The following is a 19,273-nucleotide window of genomic DNA, read 5'->3' as shown; positions in this document are numbered from 1 at the left end:
GCCATGTAAGCTTACATAACCTGCAACAAAAATTGGAGACTCATTGTGCAAGAATTCGTTGTTTGGTACCAGGACCTGGGCATGCACGACGTTCCTCGCGTTGGTGGTAAAAATGCTTCATTGGGTGAAATGATCAGTAACCTGGCAAATGCAGGGGTACAAGTTCCTGGCGGTTTTGCCACCACAGCTTATGCCTTTAATCAATTTCTTGAACAGAGTGGTCTTAACGAGCGTATTTATCAAGTGTTGGATGGTCTCAACGTTGATGATGTAAACGCCTTGGCCAAAGCTGGTGCGCAAATTCGCCAATGGGTGATTGATACACCATTTCAAACCGAATTCGAACACGCTATTCAAACATCCTATCAACAGCTGCAACACGGTTGTGCTGAAGATGTCTCCTTTGCAGTGCGTTCCTCAGCCACTGCGGAAGATATGCCTGATGCATCCTTTGCGGGTCAGCAGGAAACGTTTTTAAACGTACGTGGTTATGCTCAGGTGATTGAAGCCATTAAGCACGTATTTGCGTCATTATTTAACGATCGTGCTATTTCGTACCGTGTGCATCAGGGTTATGACCATCGTGGTGTAGCTTTGTCTGCCGGTGTGCAGCGTATGGTGCGCTCGGATTTATCCGCCTCTGGTGTGATGTTCAGTATTGACACTGAATCAGGTTTTGAAGATGTGGTCTTTGTTACCTCATCTTACGGTTTAGGTGAAATGGTGGTGCAGGGCGCAGTCAACCCTGACGAGTTTTATGTGCACAAGCCAACGGTGATGGCTGGTCGTCCTGCAGTTGTTCGTCGTAACTTAGGCAGCAAGTTACTGCAGATGGTGTACTCCAAAGATTTAACTCATGGCAAACAGGTTGTTGTTGAAGATGTGCCTGTAGCAAATCGTCAGAAGTTTTCACTGACGGATGCTGAAGTGCAGGAATTGGCGAAACAAGCCATTATCATTGAAAAACACTACGGCCGTGCTATGGATATCGAATGGGCCAAAGATGGTCAGGACGGTAAGCTGTATATAGTTCAGGCCCGCCCTGAAACCGTACGTAGCCGCGAAGACAGCAACGAAATGGAACGCTTCCAGCTGCAAGGCACAGCACCCATAGTGGTTGAAGGTCGCGCTATTGGTCATAAAATTGGTTCAGGCAAAGCCAAAGTGCTGGCCAGTATCGCAGATATGGATCAAATCCAGCCTGGTGACGTGCTAGTCACTGACATGACAGACCCGGACTGGGAACCTATCATGAAACGCGCTTCAGCTATTGTCACTAACCGCGGTGGCCGCACTTGTCACGCTGCAATTATAGCCCGTGAACTGGGGATCCCGGCCGTAGTAGGTTGTGGTGATGCCACCAAGAAAATCAAAAATGGCCAGGACGTGACCGTATCTTGTGCTGAAGGTGACACGGGTTTTGTCTACGACGGTATTTTAGGTTTTGACGTGATGACTTCACGTGTAGATCAAATGCCAGCGCTGAAGATGAAAATCATGATGAACGTGGGCAACCCGGAACGTGCATTCTCCTTTGCCAAATTACCTCATGCAGGCATAGGGTTAGCCCGTCTGGAATTTATTATCAACCGTATGATTGGTGTGCATCCAAAGGCGCTACTGAATTTCGATGCCCAGAGTGACGAGCTTAAAGCAACGATCAGTCAGATGATGGCTGGCTACAGCTCACCTGTAGAGTTTTATGTGGGTAAGCTAACAGAGGGTATTTCTACTTTGGCTGCAGCTTTCTCGCCAGAGCGGGTAATAGTGCGGATGTCCGACTTTAAGTCAAACGAATACGCTAACCTTATTGGTGGTCAGCAGTACGAACCGCACGAAGAAAATCCGATGATAGGTTTCCGTGGCGCATCACGTTATATTTCGGCAGATTTCCGTGATTGTTTTGCGATGGAATGTGAAGCCTTAAAACGGGTTCGTAATGAGATGGGCTTTACCAACGTCGAAGTGATGATCCCATTCGTTCGGACGCTGGAAGAAGCTAAGGCAGTGATTGAACTCTTAGAAGCTCATGGCTTGAAACGCGGTGAAAATGGCTTAAAAGTGATTATGATGTGTGAATTGCCATCCAACTGCTTGCTGGCTGAAGAGTTCCTGGAGTACTTTGATGGTTTCTCCATCGGCTCCAATGACTTAACTCAGCTGACTTTAGGCCTGGACAGAGACAGTGGTTTAATAGCGCATCTGTTTGATGAACGTAACCCGGCTATTAAAAAGCTGTTGTCTATGGCGATTCAAACCGCTAAAGCTAAAGGCAAATACGTCGGTATTTGTGGTCAGGGCCCTTCAGATCATGAAGACTTTGCGGCATGGCTGATGGATCAAGGCATCGATTCTGTGTCATTAAACCCTGATACAGTATTGGAAACCTGGTTGTATCTGGCTGAGAAATACGGTCAGTAAATGAAGCTAATTGAACCAAAAGCCAGCCTCGATGCTGGCTTTTTTCTTTCCAAAAATAAGCTATTTCGTTGATTTTAAAGCGAAGTACTTGGCTTCTTGGCTGCAATACCTTATATATTAATCAAGCATAAAAATTAGCCGCTTAAGGCTTTATCACGACGGAGGTCTGCATGAGCGATCCGGTACTCAAATCCAAAGCCCTGGGTTTGATGTATGGCTTATTGGCCGGAGAAGTTTTAGGTTCCGCCGTTGAAGGTTTTGAGCAAGATGAACGTGAAGAGCGGCTTCGCTTTGACCTGAGTGAAATGTTACTGCAAAACCCCTGGCAAACCTTGTCAGGACAGCCAACAGACAGCGGTGAGCTTGCTGTGCTTTTATGCCGCCTGTTAGCTCATTATGGTGAGTATCAGGAAGAGGGGGCCTGGCAAGCCTATGAATATTGGCTCAGGACCGAACCTTTTGCTGTACCCGATGAATTAAAACGCGCTTTGTTAAGTCAGCAGGACGAGGAGTCCTGTGCAACAACTGCTTTGGCTCGTGTTGCCCCCATGGCGTTGATGGTGCCTTATCAGTCTTTACCTCAGTTAGCGGCCTGGGCCATGGCTGATACCGCGTTAACTCATCCGAATATGTTATGCCAGCAAGTCAGTGGTTTGTATGTGATGGCATTAGGCCATGTGCTGGAAAACGACTGCAGTGCAGATCAGTTGTATCAACTGATTAAAGACTGGGCTTCACAGCTTAAAGTGGATAAACGTATTATCCGCACTATTGATCATGCGTTATTTATGCCACCAACAGAAGCTGAGATGTCAGATCTTTCAGTGCTTGGGTGTTTTCAGAATGCCATCTGGCAGCTGTTGTATGCTCAGGATTATCTGGATGGTATGTTGGACACACTAAAAAGAGGTGGAGACACTGCCAACAACGCTGCCGTGGCCGGCGCTTTATTAGGGGCTTGTTATGGTGTGGCTGAGGTCCCTGATTCATTGCGCAACGCTATTACTCACTGCAGACCACTCAAAGGCCAGTTTGGTGTGCTTCAGCCACGACCTGAATGCTGTTGGGCCAATGAAGTAGAGTATTTAGCCGAACAGATTTTAACGGGTATAAAAAAACCGGCCTGATCACAGCCGGTTCAATCTAGGGAAGAAACTGAAATTTACTTGGTATTACGATTTTCTTCGCACGATTTTTTATCGACGCACTCACCATACAAATATAAGCTGTGGTGTGTCAGCTTAATACCGTTTTTCTCAGAAATTTCTAATTGCTTACGTTCAATATCATCATCTTCAAATTCGATGACTTTACCGCAATTTAAGCACACCAAGTGATCGTGGTGATCCATGCGGCTTAATTCGAACACCGACTTACCACCTTCAAAATGGTGACGGGTGACAATGCCTGCATCGTCAAACTGGTTTAATACCCGGTATACAGTCGCCAGACCTATATCTTCACCTAACTCCAGCAAAATCTTATACACATCTTCAGCACTGATATGCTGATGATTAGGATCTTGCAAAATATCGAGGATCTTCACTCGTGGCAGAGTGACTTTGAGGCCTGCTTTACGCAATTCGGTATTATGATCTGACATGGACTGTTCTACTCTTTCTTGAATTTCAAATGATTATAAGGCCATTACCAACAGAAGCAACCTCTAAATCTGCCCATTACTACCAGCAAAGCGCTGACAAAGTGCAAACAAGACGTTAGAATTTCGCCAAACAGGTCTTACCAGAGGTTTCTTATGCGTTGGGCATTTAATCCGGCCGTGATGCGACATTTATTAAATTTGTGGCCACCATTTTTCTTCACAGGTATTAAGGTGGTTGAGCTGGCAGAGGACTACAGGTATTGCAAGGTGGAGCTGAAAAACAGGCCCTGGACCCGTAATATCAATAGCAGTCAGTTTGGTGGTTCTATGTTTGCGATGACCGATCCTATTTATCCCTTGATGTTGATGGGGTCTCTGGGCAAAGAATATATGGTGTGGGATAAGCAAGCCGATATTAACTACATCACACCGGGTCGTGGCAAATTAACCGCTGAGTTTGTGCTGACAGATAACGAGCTTGAGCATATCAAACAACAAACTGAAGCAGGAGAGAAGTATTTCCCTGATTTTGTGGTGCACGTCAAAGACTGCAAAGGCGAGTTGGTATGTGAGGTCAAACGTAAGGTGTATATCCGCAAAAAGCCTAAATACCGCGATACCTCTCAATAAAACAAGAGGGTCAGAGCTTCAGCTCTGACCCCGGGCAGATTACAAACCTTCCAGCTCTTTTAAGCTCAGTTCATCATAAATCTGCTTACACCATTGTTTCACACGTTGCTCGGTCAGTTCTGGCTGACGGTCTTCGTCTATGCCTAAACCAACAAAGTGGTCGTTGTCAGCGAGGGCTTTTGATGCAACAAAGTTGTAGCCTTTGGTTGGCCAGTTTCCAACGATAATAGCGCCTTTAGGTTCGATAATGTCACGTAAGGTGCCCATCGCATCAAGGAAATACTCGGCATAATCTTCCTGATCACCACAACCAAAAATCGCGACCAGCTTATTGTTAAAGTCTATGTTTTCCAGCTCAGGAAAGAAGTCATCCCAATCACACTGGGCTTCACCGTAATACCAGGTCGGAATACCAAACAGCAACAAATCGTAACTGGCAATTTGTTCTTTTGTGCTTTTGGCAATATCCATCACATCAAACAAATGTTTGCCCAGCTCTTTCTGAATCATTTTTGCGATATGTTCAGTGTTACCTGTATCGCTACCAAAAAATATACCTACAGTTGCCATAACTTTCGCCTTCTACCTGGTCAACGCTTGTTCTAAAACCCATTCTATATAGGCGCTACGTGTCATATTTTTCTGCTCTGCAGACAAACTCAGCTGTTCATACAACTGCTCTGACACTTTGCACTCTATACGCTTTAAACCTTTACTTCGATCGCGTTTGATTTGATTGCGTTTGTTCAGCTTCAGCTGTTCTTCCCGTGGTAAAGGATTAGTCCTTGGCCGGCCGGGGCGCTTTTCATGCGCAAACAAATCTATGGTTGTGCGATCTGTGGCTATTTTAGCCATGTCTCGCACCTCATTTATTCGACAAAAAACTCAAAAATCACTTTAGCTAAAAAAGCTGCAGGAGATAAAAACAGCACTAACCACACAAAAATTTTGCCAAAACGAGGAGCGTTACTTTTTTTCAGTACATCCCAAATGGCCATCACAATAAACAGATACAGGGCACCAACACCCAGAAAAAGACCCAGGGTCTCAAACTGCTCAATATTCATAATGACCCACTAGACCTTAAAAATTGCGCGCACTATAGCACAATTTTTTTAGGAATTAATTGCGTTAACTCAATAAAAAGTCGGTGACAATTTTAGCGAAAGCCACAGGCTTTTCGGCGTGTAACCAGTGGCCTGTGCCCATAATGACTTTAGCTTTGCTGTGTGGAAACAATTGCTGGATCAGGCTCTGGTGTTCTGGTAACAGATAATCAGATTCTGCGCCTTTAATAAAAAGCGTAGGGCCTGAATAGGGGCCTTTGCTCGGCGGAGCTTCTAATAACTGTGAATAATTGGCAATCAGTGCTTTGACATTAAAGCGCCAGCGGAACTGGTCACCGTCTTTATACAAGCTTTTGAGTAAGAACTGCCGCACACCGGTTTCAGTGATAACCAAAGCCAGTTGTTGATCAGCCTGCTGTCTGCTTTGCAGGTTGCTAAGATCGATACCATCCAGTGCGGACAATATTTCCAGATGACGCGGCCTGTTTTGCACTGGTGATATATCGGCCAGAATGAGTTTACTAACACGCTCTGGGTAACGAAGTGCAAACTCCATCGCAATTTTGCCACCCATAGAGTGGCCCAACAGGATCACTTGCTCTAAGCCCAAATGATCCAGAGTCTCTTTCACATCCTCTGCCATCAGCGCATAGGACATGCTATCGTGCCAGTCGGACCGGCCATGATTACGCATGTCCAGGTTGATCACTTGCCATTGTCCGGCTAAAGCGCGTGCAATCACGCCGAGGTTCTCGTAGCTGCCAAAAAGGCCGTGGATCAATACAATAGCTTGACCTTGGCCTGTGATCTCGGTATGTAATATCATTGTTTTTTCCGATTTAACGACCTTATTTACGACATAAAGGTATGGTATCAAAACAGCTGGCTGGCGTCAGCGCCTACCTTTTGTATAGCCAAAGTAATTGGTGTTGCAGGGAGGCGACAAGTGATTGAGCCCCCAGGAGCATAGTTGTCTTAGGTGATTGGGGGGAAGAGTGCAGTCAACAAAGCTGCAGCTTCAAGCACTAAGGGTATATAATGGCTTCACTTTTAAAAACGCGGACTAACTTCATGAAAACCATCGAAATAGATGACGATCTTTATCAATTTATCGCCAGTCAGACTCAACAGATTGGTGAAAGCGCCTCTGATATTCTGCGCCGTTTACTGATTGTCAGCCTGACAGAAGCACAAGCTCCTGCTGTACCAGCTGCAAAAAAAGAAACGAAAACCTCAGTGGAAGTGGCCTCTAAGTCAACGACAGGATCAGTAGAAAAACCAGCAGCACCGGCTGTAGTCGAAAAGAAGGCAAGCGCTGTTACTACTACAGATAAATCCAGCTCTGTTTTTGATTTTATCAGCCAACAAGATCTGTCTGCTGAACAAAGCGTGGTAGGGCGCTTCTTATTTATCTTATCAGCTCTATCCCGTGCTCATCGGGGCGATTTTGCTCAGGTACTGGAAATTAAGGGCCGTAACAGGCTGTATTTCGGTCAATCCGAAGCCTCTTTGTTAGAAGCGGGTAGCAGTACCAATCCAAAACCTATTCCCAATACAGATTTTTGGGTGATCACCAATTCAAACACCACACGTAAGAAAATGATGCTGACTGAAGTGGCCACTAAGCTTGGCTACAATGCAGCTGAGGTAGAACGGATCCGCGATTTGTTATAAGGAGAGTGTATGTCGTTACATCCGCTGGCAGGACAAACTGCACCAGCTGCCATGTTGCCAAATATAGCGCAGCTGATGGCTGCCTATTACAGCCTGAAACCTGATGTGGCGATCGCCAGTCAGCAAGTGAGTTTTGGTACCTCAGGGCACAGAGGAGGAGCTTTACTGAAGTCCTTTAATGAGTTTCATATTCTGGCGATAGTACAAGCCGTTGCAGAGTACCGAAAACAGCAGGGTTATAGTGGCCCGTTATTTTTAGGCAAAGATACTCACGGCTTATCAGAAGCTGCTTTTGTTAGCACTTTGCAAGTACTGATTGCCAATGGCGTCACCACTCATATTCAGCAGGACGGCGGTTTTACACCCACCCCTGTTATTTCTCATGCAATTTTGTGTTACAACAAAGGTCGTTCCTCGGATTTAGCGGATGGTCTGATCATCACGCCTTCCCATAATCCACCGGAAGACGGCGGTATTAAATACAATCCACCTCATGGCGGTCCTGCCGACACTGACGCGACAGATTGGATCCAAAAACGAGCCAATGCCTTACTGGCTGCACAGTTAGATGGCGTGAAGCAGGTAGGCTACGAAGAAGCGTTGGCGTCCCCTTTGTGTGTCAGCATTGATTACGTGCAGCCTTATGTCGATGATTTAGCGAACGTGATTGATATGGCCGCTATCGCCAAAGCGGGTGTCAAAATTGGTGTTGATCCCTTAGGCGGTTCAGGTATTGCGTTTTGGCCTGTGATTGCCAAGACCTATGGTCTGAATATCACCGTAGTGAACGAACGGGTTGACCCGGCTTTTAGCTTTATGCCGTTGGATAAAGACGGAAAAATCCGTATGGACTGCTCCTCTGCGTATGCAATGGCCAATCTGATCCAACTCAAAGATCAGTTTGATGTGGCCATAGGCAACGACCCTGATTTTGACCGTCATGGCATTGTGACCCGAAGTGGCGGCCTGATGAATCCAAATCATTATCTGGCTGTAGCCATTAACTATTTATTGAGCAACAGACCTTTATGGTCAACCGGCTTAGCAATAGGCAAAACACTGGTTTCTTCAGCCTTGATTGACAGAGTAACTCAAGGCCGCGGCCGTAAAGTGTATGAAGTCCCGGTGGGCTTTAAATGGTTTGTCGATGGTCTCTACAAAGGCACTGTAGCTTTTGGGGGGGAAGAAAGTGCAGGGGCAAGTTTCCTGCGTTTTGATGGCACTGTCTGGTCGACCGATAAAGATGGTTTTATTCTGGGATTACTGGCGGCAGAAATGCTGGCAAAAACCGGAGTCGATCCGTATCAGCAGTATCAGGCGCTGACCAAAGAATTTGGTTCACCTTTGTATCGTCGTCTGGATGCAGCAGCTTCAGCAGAGCAAAAAGCTGCACTGAAAAATCTCGATGTCAGCAGTGTAAAACAGACTGAATTGGCAGGCGATGACATACTTGCAGTGCTTACAAAAGCACCAGGGAACGATGCCAGTATTGGTGGTGTAAAGGTAGTCACCAAAAATGGCTGGTTCGCTGCGCGGCCATCCGGTACAGAAAATAGCTATAAAATTTATTTAGAGAGTTTTGTTGATCAAACACATTTAATGCAGCTTGAATCTGACGCCAAAGCCTTTGTGGATGCGGTGTTCAAGGCAATTTAAGCATTTGAAATAGCCTGTTAGCGTGTTGTAATAAAATTACGATAACAGGCTTTATTTTTGCTAATTCTTGACTATTGCCCGCCATTTTTGTAATTTTTCTACAACTACAGTTATAAAAAAAAGCGGCCCACCGCTCATTAAACCGGGATTTAGCAATGAAAAAAACGTCTTCAAAGGCAAAAGCCTCAGTGGCTATTGCGGACCTTCCGAGCACGGAAGAATTAAAAAACAGTATTATTAAACATTTGCACGGCAGCCTTGGTACTGACGTAAATAAAGCCAGCCCACAAGCCTGGTGGCGCGCTACTTGTGCTGCAGTGAACGAATATGTGTACGATGGTTTACGTAATACTCAGCGTACTCACTATCAACAAAATACCCGCGCTGTGCATTATTTCAGCCTTGAATATTTAATGGGTCGTCTGTTCAGCAACAACCTGCACAATTTGGGTGTTTATGACGCTGCAAAAGATGCACTGGCACAGCTGGGCTTAAATATCGCTGATCTGGAAGATCAGGAAGAAGACATGGCGCTGGGTAACGGCGGTTTAGGCCGTTTGGCTGCCTGTTTTATCGACTCTATGGCGACGTTGAATTATCCAGCTATTGGTTATGGTATTCATTACGAACACGGATTGTTTAAACAAGAATTTTCCGATGGTCGTCAGATTGAGCGTCCGGATAGCTGGCGCGAATACGGTAACCCATGGGAGATTTGCCGTCCTGAATCTATTCAGGAAATTTCAGTCTACGGTTATGTCGAAACCACCTATGACTTGCAAGGCAAAATGAAAAAAGTGTGGCACCCTGGCCGCATTATCAAAGGTGTACCTTGGGATATTCCGGTGGTAGGTTATCAGGGCAGCTCTGTTAACGTATTACGTTTGTGGGAAAGCCGTGCCAGTGATTTCTTCAACTGGGACGTATTTAACTCAGGCGGTTACATCGATGCGGCGCGTCAGAACATCGAAGCGGAAACCATTTCCAAAGTACTGTATCCAAATGATGAAACAGACGCGGGTAAAGAATTACGTTTAATTCAGCAGTATTTCTTCTGCTCTTGCTCACTGAAAGACATTATTCGTCGTTACAAACGCGCTAATGGTGATGACTGGAGCAAGTTCCCAGAGCAAGTGGCTATCCAACTGAACGATACTCACCCCGCAGTGGCTATTCCTGAACTGATGCGTATTTTAGTTGACCGCGCAGAAATGAGCTGGGATGAAGCCTGGAACCTTTGTCAAAATGTATTTGCCTACACCAACCATACCTTGTTGCCAGAAGCTCTGGAAAAATGGTCAGTGCGGTTATTTGAAAAAGTATTACCACGCCACTTAGAAATCATTTACGAAATTAACCGTCGTTTCCTGGTTGAACAAGTGGACGTGTTGTGGCCTGGCGATAACGAGAAAAAACGTAAACTGTCAATTATCGAAGAAGGCCATGAGCCTATGGTTCGTATGGGCCATTTGTCTGTGGTCGGCTCGTTCCGTGTTAATGGTGTGGCCGAAATTCACTCAGAGTTAGTGAAATCAGATCTATTTCCGGAGATGGTTGCCTTATGGCCGGATAAATTCACCAACGTGACAAATGGTGTAACACCACGTCGCTGGTTAAAGGCCTGTAACCCACGTTTAGCCAAGTTGCTGGACGAAACTATCGGCGATGAATGGCCACGTGACTTAAAACAGCTGAATAAGTTTGCTGCTTTTGCTGATGATCCTGCCATTCAGGATGCCTTTATGGCCATCAAACAGCAAAACAAAGCTGATTTAGCGACAGTAGTGAAGAAGCTGACCAATATCAGCATTGACCCTCATGCTATTTTTGATATTCAAATCAAACGTTTGCATGAATACAAACGTCAACATCTGAACTTGTTGCATATTCTGGCCTTGTACCGTCGTATTCTGCAAAACCCGGATTACGACATGGTGCCACGTGTATTCCTGTTTGGTGCGAAAGCAGCTCCTGGTTACAAACTGGCCAAAGAAATTATTTACGCCATCAATAAAGTGGCTGAGAAGATCAATAATGACAAACGGGTGAAAAACCGTCTGAAAGTGGTCTTTATGCCAAACTACCGTGTGACATTAGCTGAGAAAATGATCCCGGCTGCTGACGTGTCAGAGCAAATCTCTACCGCAGGTAAAGAAGCTTCAGGTACAGGTAATATGAAACTGGCGTTAAACGGTGCTATTACTGTAGGTACGCTGGATGGCGCCAATATTGAAATCGCAGAGGAAGTGGGGCCGGATAATATTTCTATCTTCGGTTTAACTGTCGATGAAGTAAAAGCGCTGCAGGCCAAAGGCTATCACAGCTGGGATTACTATTATCAGGATGCTGAAATCAAAGCCATTCTGGATTGGCTGGAGACGGATTACTTCACACCGGGTAAACCAGGTGAATTGTCCGCCATCAAACGCAGCCTGCTTGAAGGTGGAGATCCGTACTTAGTGTTGGCCGATTTCCAGTCGTACGTGAAGGCACAAGAGAAAGTGGATGGCTGGTACCGTGATCAAGCCGGCTGGGCGAAAAAAGCTATTCTGAACACTGCACTGATGGGCAAGTTTACCTCAGACCGCTCTATTGAGGACTATGTAGAAAAAGTCTGGAAATTGGACTCTTGCAAAATTAGTCAGCAATAACCTGTTGTCTGAGTCGTTCGCTCAGTGACGAATAACAAAGCCCACTTCGGTGGGCTTTGTATTTGAATCAAAGCAACGGATCTGGACAGGTACAGAGAAACAACTGAACTATTTGTTACAATTTGCAGTCCTAGCAAGCATTGGGAATTCGTTTTCGCACCCCCATTAAGTTTACAGAGCCAATGAACAGGCGTTTTAAAGAGAGCAATCCATGAATTATCAACAGCAAGCCCAACAATGGCAGGCCTTATTCCGTCAGAAACAGCAGGGCAGTTTCCTAAGTCGTGTGCTGCTATGGCTGGTCGCCGGTATCATGCTGGTGTTTGCAATGGGCGTATTACTTTTTGTGCTGATGCTAAGCTGGTTACTTATTCCAGTGTTTTTATACAAAAGACATCAGCTACGCAAACAAGGTAAGTCGTTTTTCCAACAGGCTCAGCAACAGCAACAACAGCGTTCATCGGAAAGCTCTGGTCGGGTAATTGAAGGCGAAGTGCTGGAACGTAAAAGCGACAATTAAAAGATTCACTCACAAATGTAAGCAAAGCAGGGCATTGGAAAGTCAGTAATTTTTTCCTAACGCCCTGACCATCTATCCTGTGCTTTGGTATACTCGGCCCAGTTTTAAATCTGGTGCGTCTTATGATCCCAAAGTTAACTGCGTCCGAAACACTTAATCCCCAGGTACAGGCTTATGTCACTGCTTTAACTGCTGCTGGTTTTACCGGCGACATTGAAGTTAGTTACGCCAGTCGTTTGGCGGTAGCCACAGATAACAGTGTGTATCAACAATTGCCCGCTGCTGTGCTACTACCTAAGTCCGCTGCTGATATACAACTCATTTGTTCTTTAGCTCAGACATCAAGTTTTAGTGAGATTAAGTTCACGCCACGAGGCGGTGGTACCGGCACCAATGGCCAGGCGCTCACCTCTGCAGTGGTGGTGGATTTGTCGCGCCATATGCGTGAAATCCTGGAGATCAATGTCGAAGAGCGCTGGGTGCGAGTGCAAGCTGGTGTGATTAAAGACCAGCTGAATGCCTTTTTAAAACCCTATGGCTTTTTCTTCTCTCCGGATTTATCGACCTCAAACCGAGCCACCATTGGAGGCATGATCAACACCGATGCTTCAGGTCAGGGCTCTTTAGTCTACGGCAAGACCAGTGATCACGTGTTATCCCTTGATACTGTGCTGATTGATGGCACGGCGCTGCATGCTCATGTCATGCCGATAGACCAGGCAGAGCAGTTGGCAGAGCGCCAGGACAGCATTGGCCGCGTGTATCGTCAGGTATTATCCAGTTGCCGCGATTTCCGTGCTGATATATTAAAAACCTTTCCGCGTTTAAACCGCTTTTTAACAGGTTATGACTTAGAGCATGTATTTAACGAGGATTTAACTCAGTTTGATTTATCCCGCGTTATTACCGGCTCTGAAGGCTCTTTAGGTTTTGTCACTGAAGCCAAACTCAATATCACGCCTATAGCCCGATACAAATGCCTGGTCAATGTGAAGTACGACAGCTTCGAAAGTGCGCTTAGAAACGCACCATTTTTAGTAGCTGCTCAGGCGACGTCGGTGGAGACTGTCGATAGTAAAGTGCTGGATTTAGCCCGTAACGATATCATCTGGCATCAGGTCAAAGACTTTATTCAGGATGTACCAGGCAAAACCATGCTGGGTCTGAATATGGTCGAATACAATGCTGAAGACGAAGCCGATATGGCGCAAAAAGTTCAGCAGTTAGAAGCACGCTTGCAGCAGTCAGTGGCAAAGGGCGAGTCTGGCATTATCGGCTATCAGCTGACTTATGATAACAATGCCATTACCCAGATTTATGCGATGCGCAAAAAGGCAGTAGGCCTTTTGGGCAATGCCAAAGGTAGCAAAAAACCTATTCCTTTTACTGAAGACACCGCTGTTCCACCTGAAAATCTGGCTGATTTTATTATGGAATTCCGTTCCTTACTCGACAGCCATGGACTAGCTTATGGCATGTTTGGCCATGTCGATGCTGGTGTGCTGCATGTACGTCCGGCTTTGGATATGTGTGACCCGGAGCAGGAAAAACAGTTACGCGTGATTTCCGACCAGGTGGTGAAACTGACCGCAAAATACGGTGGCCTGATGTGGGGCGAACACGGTAAAGGTTATCGCAGCGAATATGGTCCGGAATTTTTTGGCGAGGCTTTGTTTACCGAACTGCGGAAAATCAAAACCGCTTTTGACCCCTTCAACCGCGTCAACCCAGGCAAAATTTGTACGCCTATCGACAGCAGCGAACAGTTAGTTAGCGTGGATGATGTCAAACGTGGCTTTTACGACCGGCAAATTCCGGTGGTGGTCAAAGACAGTTTTGACAGTAGCTTAAACTGCAACGGCAATGGCCTGTGTTTTAACTACGAAGAAAATTCGCCTATGTGTCCGTCCAGTAAAGTCACTAAAGACAGACGCCATAGTCCGAAAGGCCGTGCCGGTTTAATGCGCGAATGGCTGCGCTTGATGAGCAATCAGGGCGTGGATGTGCTGGCACAAGAACAGCAGATCCTCACTAAATCCCAGACGCTGTCGGGGGTAGTTGCCAAAATCAAAAACAGCTGGCAGAAAAAACAAGGCCAGTATGATTTCTCCCATGAAGTGATGGAGGCAATGGAAGGTTGTCTGGCCTGTAAAGCCTGTGCCGGCCAATGTCCTATTAAAGTGGATGTACCCTCTTTTCGTGCCCGTTTTATTCAGCTCTATCACAGTCGTTATTTACGTCCGGCCAAAGATTATCTGGTTGGAAATATCGAACGCTCAGCACCGCTGTTAGCCAGCATGCCAAAACTGGTCAACTTTTTCCTGCAGCAAGGCTGGATGGCAAGCTTGCTCAAAAAGACTGTAGGTTATGTCGATACACCACAATTATCGGTTCCCACTTTAAAGCAAAGAGTGCAGGGCAAATATGGTTTTGATTTAACCGAGCTGCAGGCTCTGCCTGATGCTGATAAACAAAAGTTAGTCTTGTTGGTGCAGGATCCATTTACCAGCTTTTATGAGGCTGATCTGGTAGCTGACGCATTACAGCTGATTGAGAAACTGGGTTTCAGGCCTGTGTTGCTGCCATTTTTACCGAACGGTAAACCTCAGCATGTCAAAGGCTTCTTACGTGATTTTGCTAAAACAGCAAAAACAGCCTCTGATTTTTTAAATCAGGTAGCCGCTTTAGGCGCGCCATTGCTGGGCTTAGATGCTTCGTTAGTGCTGGTGTACCGCGACGAGTATGTCAAAACCTTAGGTGCAGAACGTGGCGATTATCAGGTGGCGTTATTTCATGAATGGTTAGTAAAACAAGATTTACCTGCTATTCAGACCCAGCAGAGCTTTAGTTTACTGGCGCATTGCACCGAAAAAACGGCGTTGCCAGCGACAGAAAATCAGTGGAAGCAAATTTATGCCAAAGCAGGATTAGAACTCAAAGCTGTGTCTGTAGGTTGCTGTGGTATGGCCGGTACTTATGGCCATGAGGCGCAAAATTTTGATAATAGCAAAACGCTGTATGAAATGAGCTGGCAAAAACCCGTGCAAAACACCGGTGCCGATCAGGTCTTGGTCACAGGCTTCTCCTGTCGTAGCCAGGTAAAACGTCTAGAAGGGGTGAAACCTAAACATCCGTTGCAGCAACTTTTGCAGTTACTTTAGGTCATTCTTTGACAACATACAGGGGCAGCAATGCCCCTGTATGTTGTCTGCCACTCTGGTTTCGACAGTCTCTGGTTGTCGCTATATAGATAAGTCAATAAAACGGTACAAGTTCAGCTAAGGTTTATACCACTGAGCTATGCTGTCCATTAGCTTTTTAATAACGTCACCCAAAGGAAGATGGATATGAATTGGTTTAAATGGCTGCTCGCGGTCGTAGCGGGCTTTATCGCAGTGGCTGCCTTTTATCTGCTGGTTGTGTTTGATTTAAATGACTTTAAAGCGGAAATCACCCGCAAAGTCGAACAACAAACCGGGCGACAGCTGCAGATAGCAGGGGATATAGGTTGGACTATTTACCCTAGTCTTGGGCTATCACTGAGCGACGTAAAATTATCGAATCCAAAGGGTTTTGCGCCAGAGCAAATGCTGGAAGTGTCTGAATTGAAGGCTGCCGTAGCCTTAATGCCTTTATTTAACCAAGATCTGCAAATTCAACAGCTGCATCTAGATGGCGTTATAGCGAACCTTGTCACCCGTAAAGATGGCAGTTCCAGTATGGACGGCCTGACAGCAAACAAAACGACCACTACTACTGAGACTGAAACTGCAGCTGCAACAGGCCCAGAATTGCAACTACAGGATCTGTCTGTCAGCAATCTGCAATTAAACCTATTGAGTGAAGGTAGTCCGGACCAACGATTAACCTTGAAATCACTCAAACTAAATGATTTTAAAGCCAATGAATGGGCACCATTAGATTTTGAACTGGTCGTGCTATCGAGCCAAACTCAGCTCGATGTTAAAGGTTCTGCTCAATTGCAATTGAGTGAAAATAATCAGCTAGTGCAGTTAAAGGATTTTGTCCTGAAGACTGACTTTACCGGAGTACCGGTCAAACAGCTTTCTTTAGAGACAGAGTTAACACTGGCTCTGGATAAAAAGCAGCTGGAGTGGCAATGGAAAAAGCTGCAACTGGATGAGATCATAGGTTCGGGCCAACTAGCGGTGAATTATGCCAAACAAGCAGTGATTAAACTGGATTTGCAGTTGGATGAAGTTGATACCGCATCTTATAGTTCTGAAAACAGTACCGAGCAGGCAGGCACAACAGCGCAGCAAAGCCAGGCCGAGCCTGATTTATCCGCGCTGCGCCAATTTAATTTGGATTTAAAACTGGCAGTGAATACATTAAAAGTGGCGGGTTTGCATACAGAAAACCTGCAATTAGCGTTGACCAACAAAGCAGGACTGGTGCAAATTCAAAACGCCAGCGCCGATCTCTATCAAGGTAAAGTGCTGGCTAAAGCCACATTAGATGCCCGCAAAACGCCTGTAAGTTACAGCTTTAACAAACAACTGTCCGGCCTGGCGCTGCGGCCTCTACTGACAGATGGCGCTGATATTGATTTATTAAGTGGCACTGCAAAACTGAGCATCGAAGGCAAAGGCCATAGTTTGTTACCGGAGCAAATCAAGAAGAACCTGCTGGCAACTGGCAGTTTTGAAGTCACAGACGGTTCTTTGTATGGCGTCAATATCGCGCAAATGATCAGAAATGCTAAAGCCACCCTGAAAAATGAAGCTCAGACCGGTGATAATTCAGAGCAAAAAACCGACTTTTCCAGCTTAACCGGCAGTTTTAACCTGACAGATGGCTTGCTGACGAATCCTGATTTAAAAATGGCAGCACCTTTGTTACGACTAGCAGGCAAAGGCTCAGCTAACTTACTCAGTGAAGAGCTGGATTATCAACTCAGTACGGCGCTGGTCAATACGTCAAAAGGTCAGGGCGGTAAGGAAAAAGACGACCTGGCTGGCGTTGAGATCCCACTTAAAATCAGCGGTACTATGCAAAAACCTAAATACTCTTTGGATACCAAGGCCTTGTTGGAAGGCCAACTGAAAGAGAAAGTAGAAAGTGGCAAAGAAAAACTGAAAAATAAATTATTGGAAAAGCTCGGTGGACTGTAAATAGTCAGCTTTTTCAGAGCATAAAAAAACGGAGCTTATAAAAGCTCCGTTTTTTACATCAAATTCAAACTTAGAATGCTGAAGTGTCCTGAAATAAACCGACTTTCAGATCTTTGGCTGTATAAATTTCACGACCATCTACACTGACAGAACCTTCGGCAATCCCCATAAACAACTTGCGTTTAATAACGCGGGTCATATCGATACGATAAGTAACTTTTTTCGCTGTAGGCAGGATTTGGCCTGTGAATTTGACTTCACCTACACCCAAAGCACGGCCTTTACCTGGACCACCGGCCCAACCAAGAAAAAAACCAACCAGTTGCCACATAGCATCTAAGCCTAAACAACCTGGCATCACTGGATCACCTTTGAAGTGGCAATCAAAAAACCACAGTTCAGGATGGATATCAAATTCAGCGATGATTTCCCCTTTGCCGTATTTGCCACCTTCTTCCGAAATGTGTACGACACGGTCAATCATCAGCATGTTGTCAACCGGCAACTGGCTGTTGCCTTCGCCAAATAATTCCCCACGGCCACAGGCCACTAAATCTTGTTTTGTAAAGCTATTCTTAGTCATGTATGTTAGATCCATCATCAAGGCTGGGCCACTTTAGCGAACACTTGTAAGCTAAACAAGTCCGATTAGTCAAGGTGACCCTCTGAAATCAGATTAACAGCAAAAGATAGAAGCATTATGACGGCACAAGAAAAAAAAACACTTTCTAATGCAGAAAAGCAACAACGTTACAGAGAACGGCAAAAAGGCAGTGGAAAAAAAGAGCTGCGCGGCTATTTAACACCTGAAGCTTTGGCCTGTTATCAGGAAATTCAACAAAAAACTGAATGGAGTGACAGCGTGATGCTGAGTAATGCTATTCGGTTGATGTATGCGGCTCACAAACTTGGACAAATAGGTTTACTGAACGGCTGGCTGACCGAACATAAAAAATAAGGCCAACTTAACGCGCGCCGCGTATTGCTTTATAATGCAGTCACTTTTGCTGTTTCAGCCTTATCCGGAAGTTTTTTATGATCTTATTTGTCCGCGACTTAACCGTCATCGATTTTTCCTACCTTTGCCAGCAGCGAGGCTTGCTGGGCGAAAGTTATATTGTTGATGTGGAGTTGCATGGGGATTTGGATCAAACCTCTATGGTGTTTGATTTTGGTCTGGTTAAAAAAGTCATTAAAAAAGCCATTGATCAATTGGTTGATCATAAACTTGCTATTCCGGCTTTAAGTTCGGCCACACAGCTGCTCAGCGGTGAAGTGGAGCAAGTGTTATTTAGCTGCGCTAAAGGTCTATTGCAAATCGCCTCACCAGCTGAAGCTTTTGCTGTGATCCAGGCTGAAAAAATTGATATGACCTCAGTCACCGAATTTTTAACCGAGCAAATTAAACCTCTATTACCTGACAATGTGGCCAAACTAGTGTTACAGCTGCGCACTGAACAGGTTAGTGGTTTTTCTTACCATTACACTCATGGCTTGAAAAAACATGATGGCAACTGTCAACGGATAGCCCATGGCCATCGCTCCACTATTCAGATTTTTGATAACGGTATGTTGTCGCCTAGATTAGGCAAATACTGGTGTGAACGCTGGGAAGATATTTATCTGGCCACTGCTGAAGATCAGATTGAAGCATCTGCTTTACGGTACTTAAAAGCAGAAGCAGGGGCGCTTAATTTTGCTTATAGCTCAGATCAGGGTTATTTTGAAATCTCTTTGCCAGCCAGCACCTGTGAAGTGGTGCCTTGTGATACCACAGTGGAGTGTTTAGCTGACTACATTGCAGCCAGTATCAAAGAATCACATCAATTGAGAGCCGTGAAAGTTGTCGCTTTTGAAGGTGTGGGTAAAGGCGCTATTGCTTTTGCTTAGTGCTTTGCTATGGAGCAGAAGGCAGA

Annotated in this window: 17 protein-coding genes; 11 read left to right on the top strand and 6 right to left on the bottom strand. The window is 45.5% G+C overall.

Annotated features, from left to right (window positions below):
• Positions 1–45: 45 nt before the first annotated feature.
• Together ppsA and IEW88_RS12165 are read left to right on the top strand one after the other, a co-directional pair.
• Complete coding sequence (gene ppsA, locus IEW88_RS12170) at positions 46–2,421, top strand: phosphoenolpyruvate synthase (protein WP_147904197.1); 2,376 nt, start codon at positions 46–48, stop codon at positions 2,419–2,421.
• 170 nt (positions 2,422–2,591) lie between these two features.
• Positions 2,592–3,548, top strand: a complete 957-nt coding sequence (locus IEW88_RS12165; protein WP_147904196.1) for an ADP-ribosylglycohydrolase family protein — start codon at positions 2,592–2,594, stop codon at positions 3,546–3,548.
• A 35-nt stretch (positions 3,549–3,583) separates the two neighbouring features.
• On the opposite strand, the gene fur is transcribed toward IEW88_RS12165, so the two are convergent.
• Positions 3,584–4,024 (bottom strand): ferric iron uptake transcriptional regulator, encoded by a 441-nt coding sequence (fur, locus tag IEW88_RS12160; RefSeq protein ID WP_053426054.1) that lies wholly within the window; start codon positions 4,022–4,024, stop codon positions 3,584–3,586.
• 153 nt (positions 4,025–4,177) lie between these two features.
• Between fur and IEW88_RS12155 the strand changes: the two genes are divergently transcribed.
• Positions 4,178–4,654 carry a DUF4442 domain-containing protein gene (locus IEW88_RS12155; protein WP_147904195.1) on the top strand — a complete coding sequence of 159 codons (477 nt, stop codon included), beginning with the start codon at positions 4,178–4,180 and terminating at the stop codon, positions 4,652–4,654.
• 39 nt (positions 4,655–4,693) lie between these two features.
• On the opposite strand, the gene fldA is transcribed toward IEW88_RS12155, so the two are convergent.
• The 4 genes from fldA to IEW88_RS12135 form a co-directional block, all read right to left on the bottom strand.
• Positions 4,694–5,224 carry a flavodoxin FldA gene (gene fldA / locus IEW88_RS12150; protein ID WP_147904194.1) on the bottom strand — a complete coding sequence of 177 codons (531 nt, stop codon included), beginning with the start codon at positions 5,222–5,224 and terminating at the stop codon, positions 4,694–4,696.
• A gap of 12 nt (positions 5,225–5,236) precedes the next feature.
• Complete coding sequence (gene ybfE / locus IEW88_RS12145) at positions 5,237–5,509, bottom strand: LexA regulated protein (RefSeq protein ID WP_147904193.1); 273 nt, start codon at positions 5,507–5,509, stop codon at positions 5,237–5,239.
• 14 nt (positions 5,510–5,523) lie between these two features.
• Positions 5,524–5,721 (bottom strand): DUF2788 domain-containing protein, encoded by a 198-nt coding sequence (locus IEW88_RS12140; protein ID WP_053426051.1) that lies wholly within the window; start codon positions 5,719–5,721, stop codon positions 5,524–5,526.
• Positions 5,722–5,785: 64 nt separating this feature from the next.
• Positions 5,786–6,547 (bottom strand): alpha/beta fold hydrolase, encoded by a 762-nt coding sequence (locus IEW88_RS12135; RefSeq protein ID WP_147904192.1) that lies wholly within the window; start codon positions 6,545–6,547, stop codon positions 5,786–5,788.
• Between the two features lie 245 nt (positions 6,548–6,792).
• Between IEW88_RS12135 and seqA the strand changes: the two genes are divergently transcribed.
• The 6 genes from seqA to IEW88_RS12105 all read left to right on the top strand — a co-directional run bounded on the left by seqA (position 6,793) and on the right by IEW88_RS12105 (position 17,357).
• Positions 6,793–7,395 (top strand): replication initiation negative regulator SeqA, encoded by a 603-nt coding sequence (gene seqA / locus IEW88_RS12130; protein ID WP_147904191.1) that lies wholly within the window; start codon positions 6,793–6,795, stop codon positions 7,393–7,395.
• 9 nt (positions 7,396–7,404) lie between these two features.
• Complete coding sequence (gene pgm, locus IEW88_RS12125; RefSeq protein ID WP_053426049.1) at positions 7,405–9,051, top strand: phosphoglucomutase (alpha-D-glucose-1,6-bisphosphate-dependent); 1,647 nt, start codon at positions 7,405–7,407, stop codon at positions 9,049–9,051.
• Between the two features lie 155 nt (positions 9,052–9,206).
• Positions 9,207–11,702: a glycogen/starch/alpha-glucan phosphorylase gene (locus tag IEW88_RS12120; protein ID WP_147904190.1), complete on the top strand. Its 2,496-nt coding sequence runs from the start codon at positions 9,207–9,209 to the stop codon at positions 11,700–11,702.
• A gap of 211 nt (positions 11,703–11,913) precedes the next feature.
• On the top strand, positions 11,914–12,222 hold the full coding sequence (locus tag IEW88_RS12115) for a hypothetical protein (protein ID WP_147904189.1): 309 nt from the start codon (positions 11,914–11,916) through the stop codon (positions 12,220–12,222).
• Positions 12,223–12,344: 122 nt separating this feature from the next.
• A complete protein-coding gene (gene ydiJ, locus IEW88_RS12110; RefSeq protein ID WP_147904188.1) occupies positions 12,345–15,383 on the top strand; it encodes a D-2-hydroxyglutarate dehydrogenase YdiJ in 3,039 nt (1,012 codons plus the stop codon).
• A 186-nt stretch (positions 15,384–15,569) separates the two neighbouring features.
• Complete coding sequence (locus tag IEW88_RS12105; protein ID WP_147904187.1) at positions 15,570–17,357, top strand: AsmA family protein; 1,788 nt, start codon at positions 15,570–15,572, stop codon at positions 17,355–17,357.
• Between the two features lie 70 nt (positions 17,358–17,427).
• Here the strand turns inward: IEW88_RS12105 and fabA are convergent, their stop codons facing one another.
• Complete coding sequence (gene fabA / locus IEW88_RS12100; protein WP_147904186.1) at positions 17,428–17,940, bottom strand: 3-hydroxyacyl-[acyl-carrier-protein] dehydratase FabA; 513 nt, start codon at positions 17,938–17,940, stop codon at positions 17,428–17,430.
• Positions 17,941–18,057: 117 nt separating this feature from the next.
• Between fabA and IEW88_RS12095 the strand changes: the two genes are divergently transcribed.
• A complete protein-coding gene (locus IEW88_RS12095; RefSeq protein ID WP_053426043.1) occupies positions 18,058–18,315 on the top strand; it encodes a hypothetical protein in 258 nt (85 codons plus the stop codon).
• A gap of 77 nt (positions 18,316–18,392) precedes the next feature.
• Entirely contained in the window at positions 18,393–19,247 is an 855-nt protein-coding gene (locus IEW88_RS12090; RefSeq protein WP_147904185.1) for a 6-pyruvoyl trahydropterin synthase family protein, read from the top strand.
• The last annotated feature ends 26 nt before the right edge of the window (positions 19,248–19,273 follow it).

Source organism: Rheinheimera tangshanensis (genome assembly GCF_014645135.1).
GTDB lineage: Bacteria > Pseudomonadota > Gammaproteobacteria > Enterobacterales > Alteromonadaceae > Pararheinheimera > Pararheinheimera tangshanensis.
This window is presented reverse-complemented; position numbering and strand designations above follow the sequence as displayed.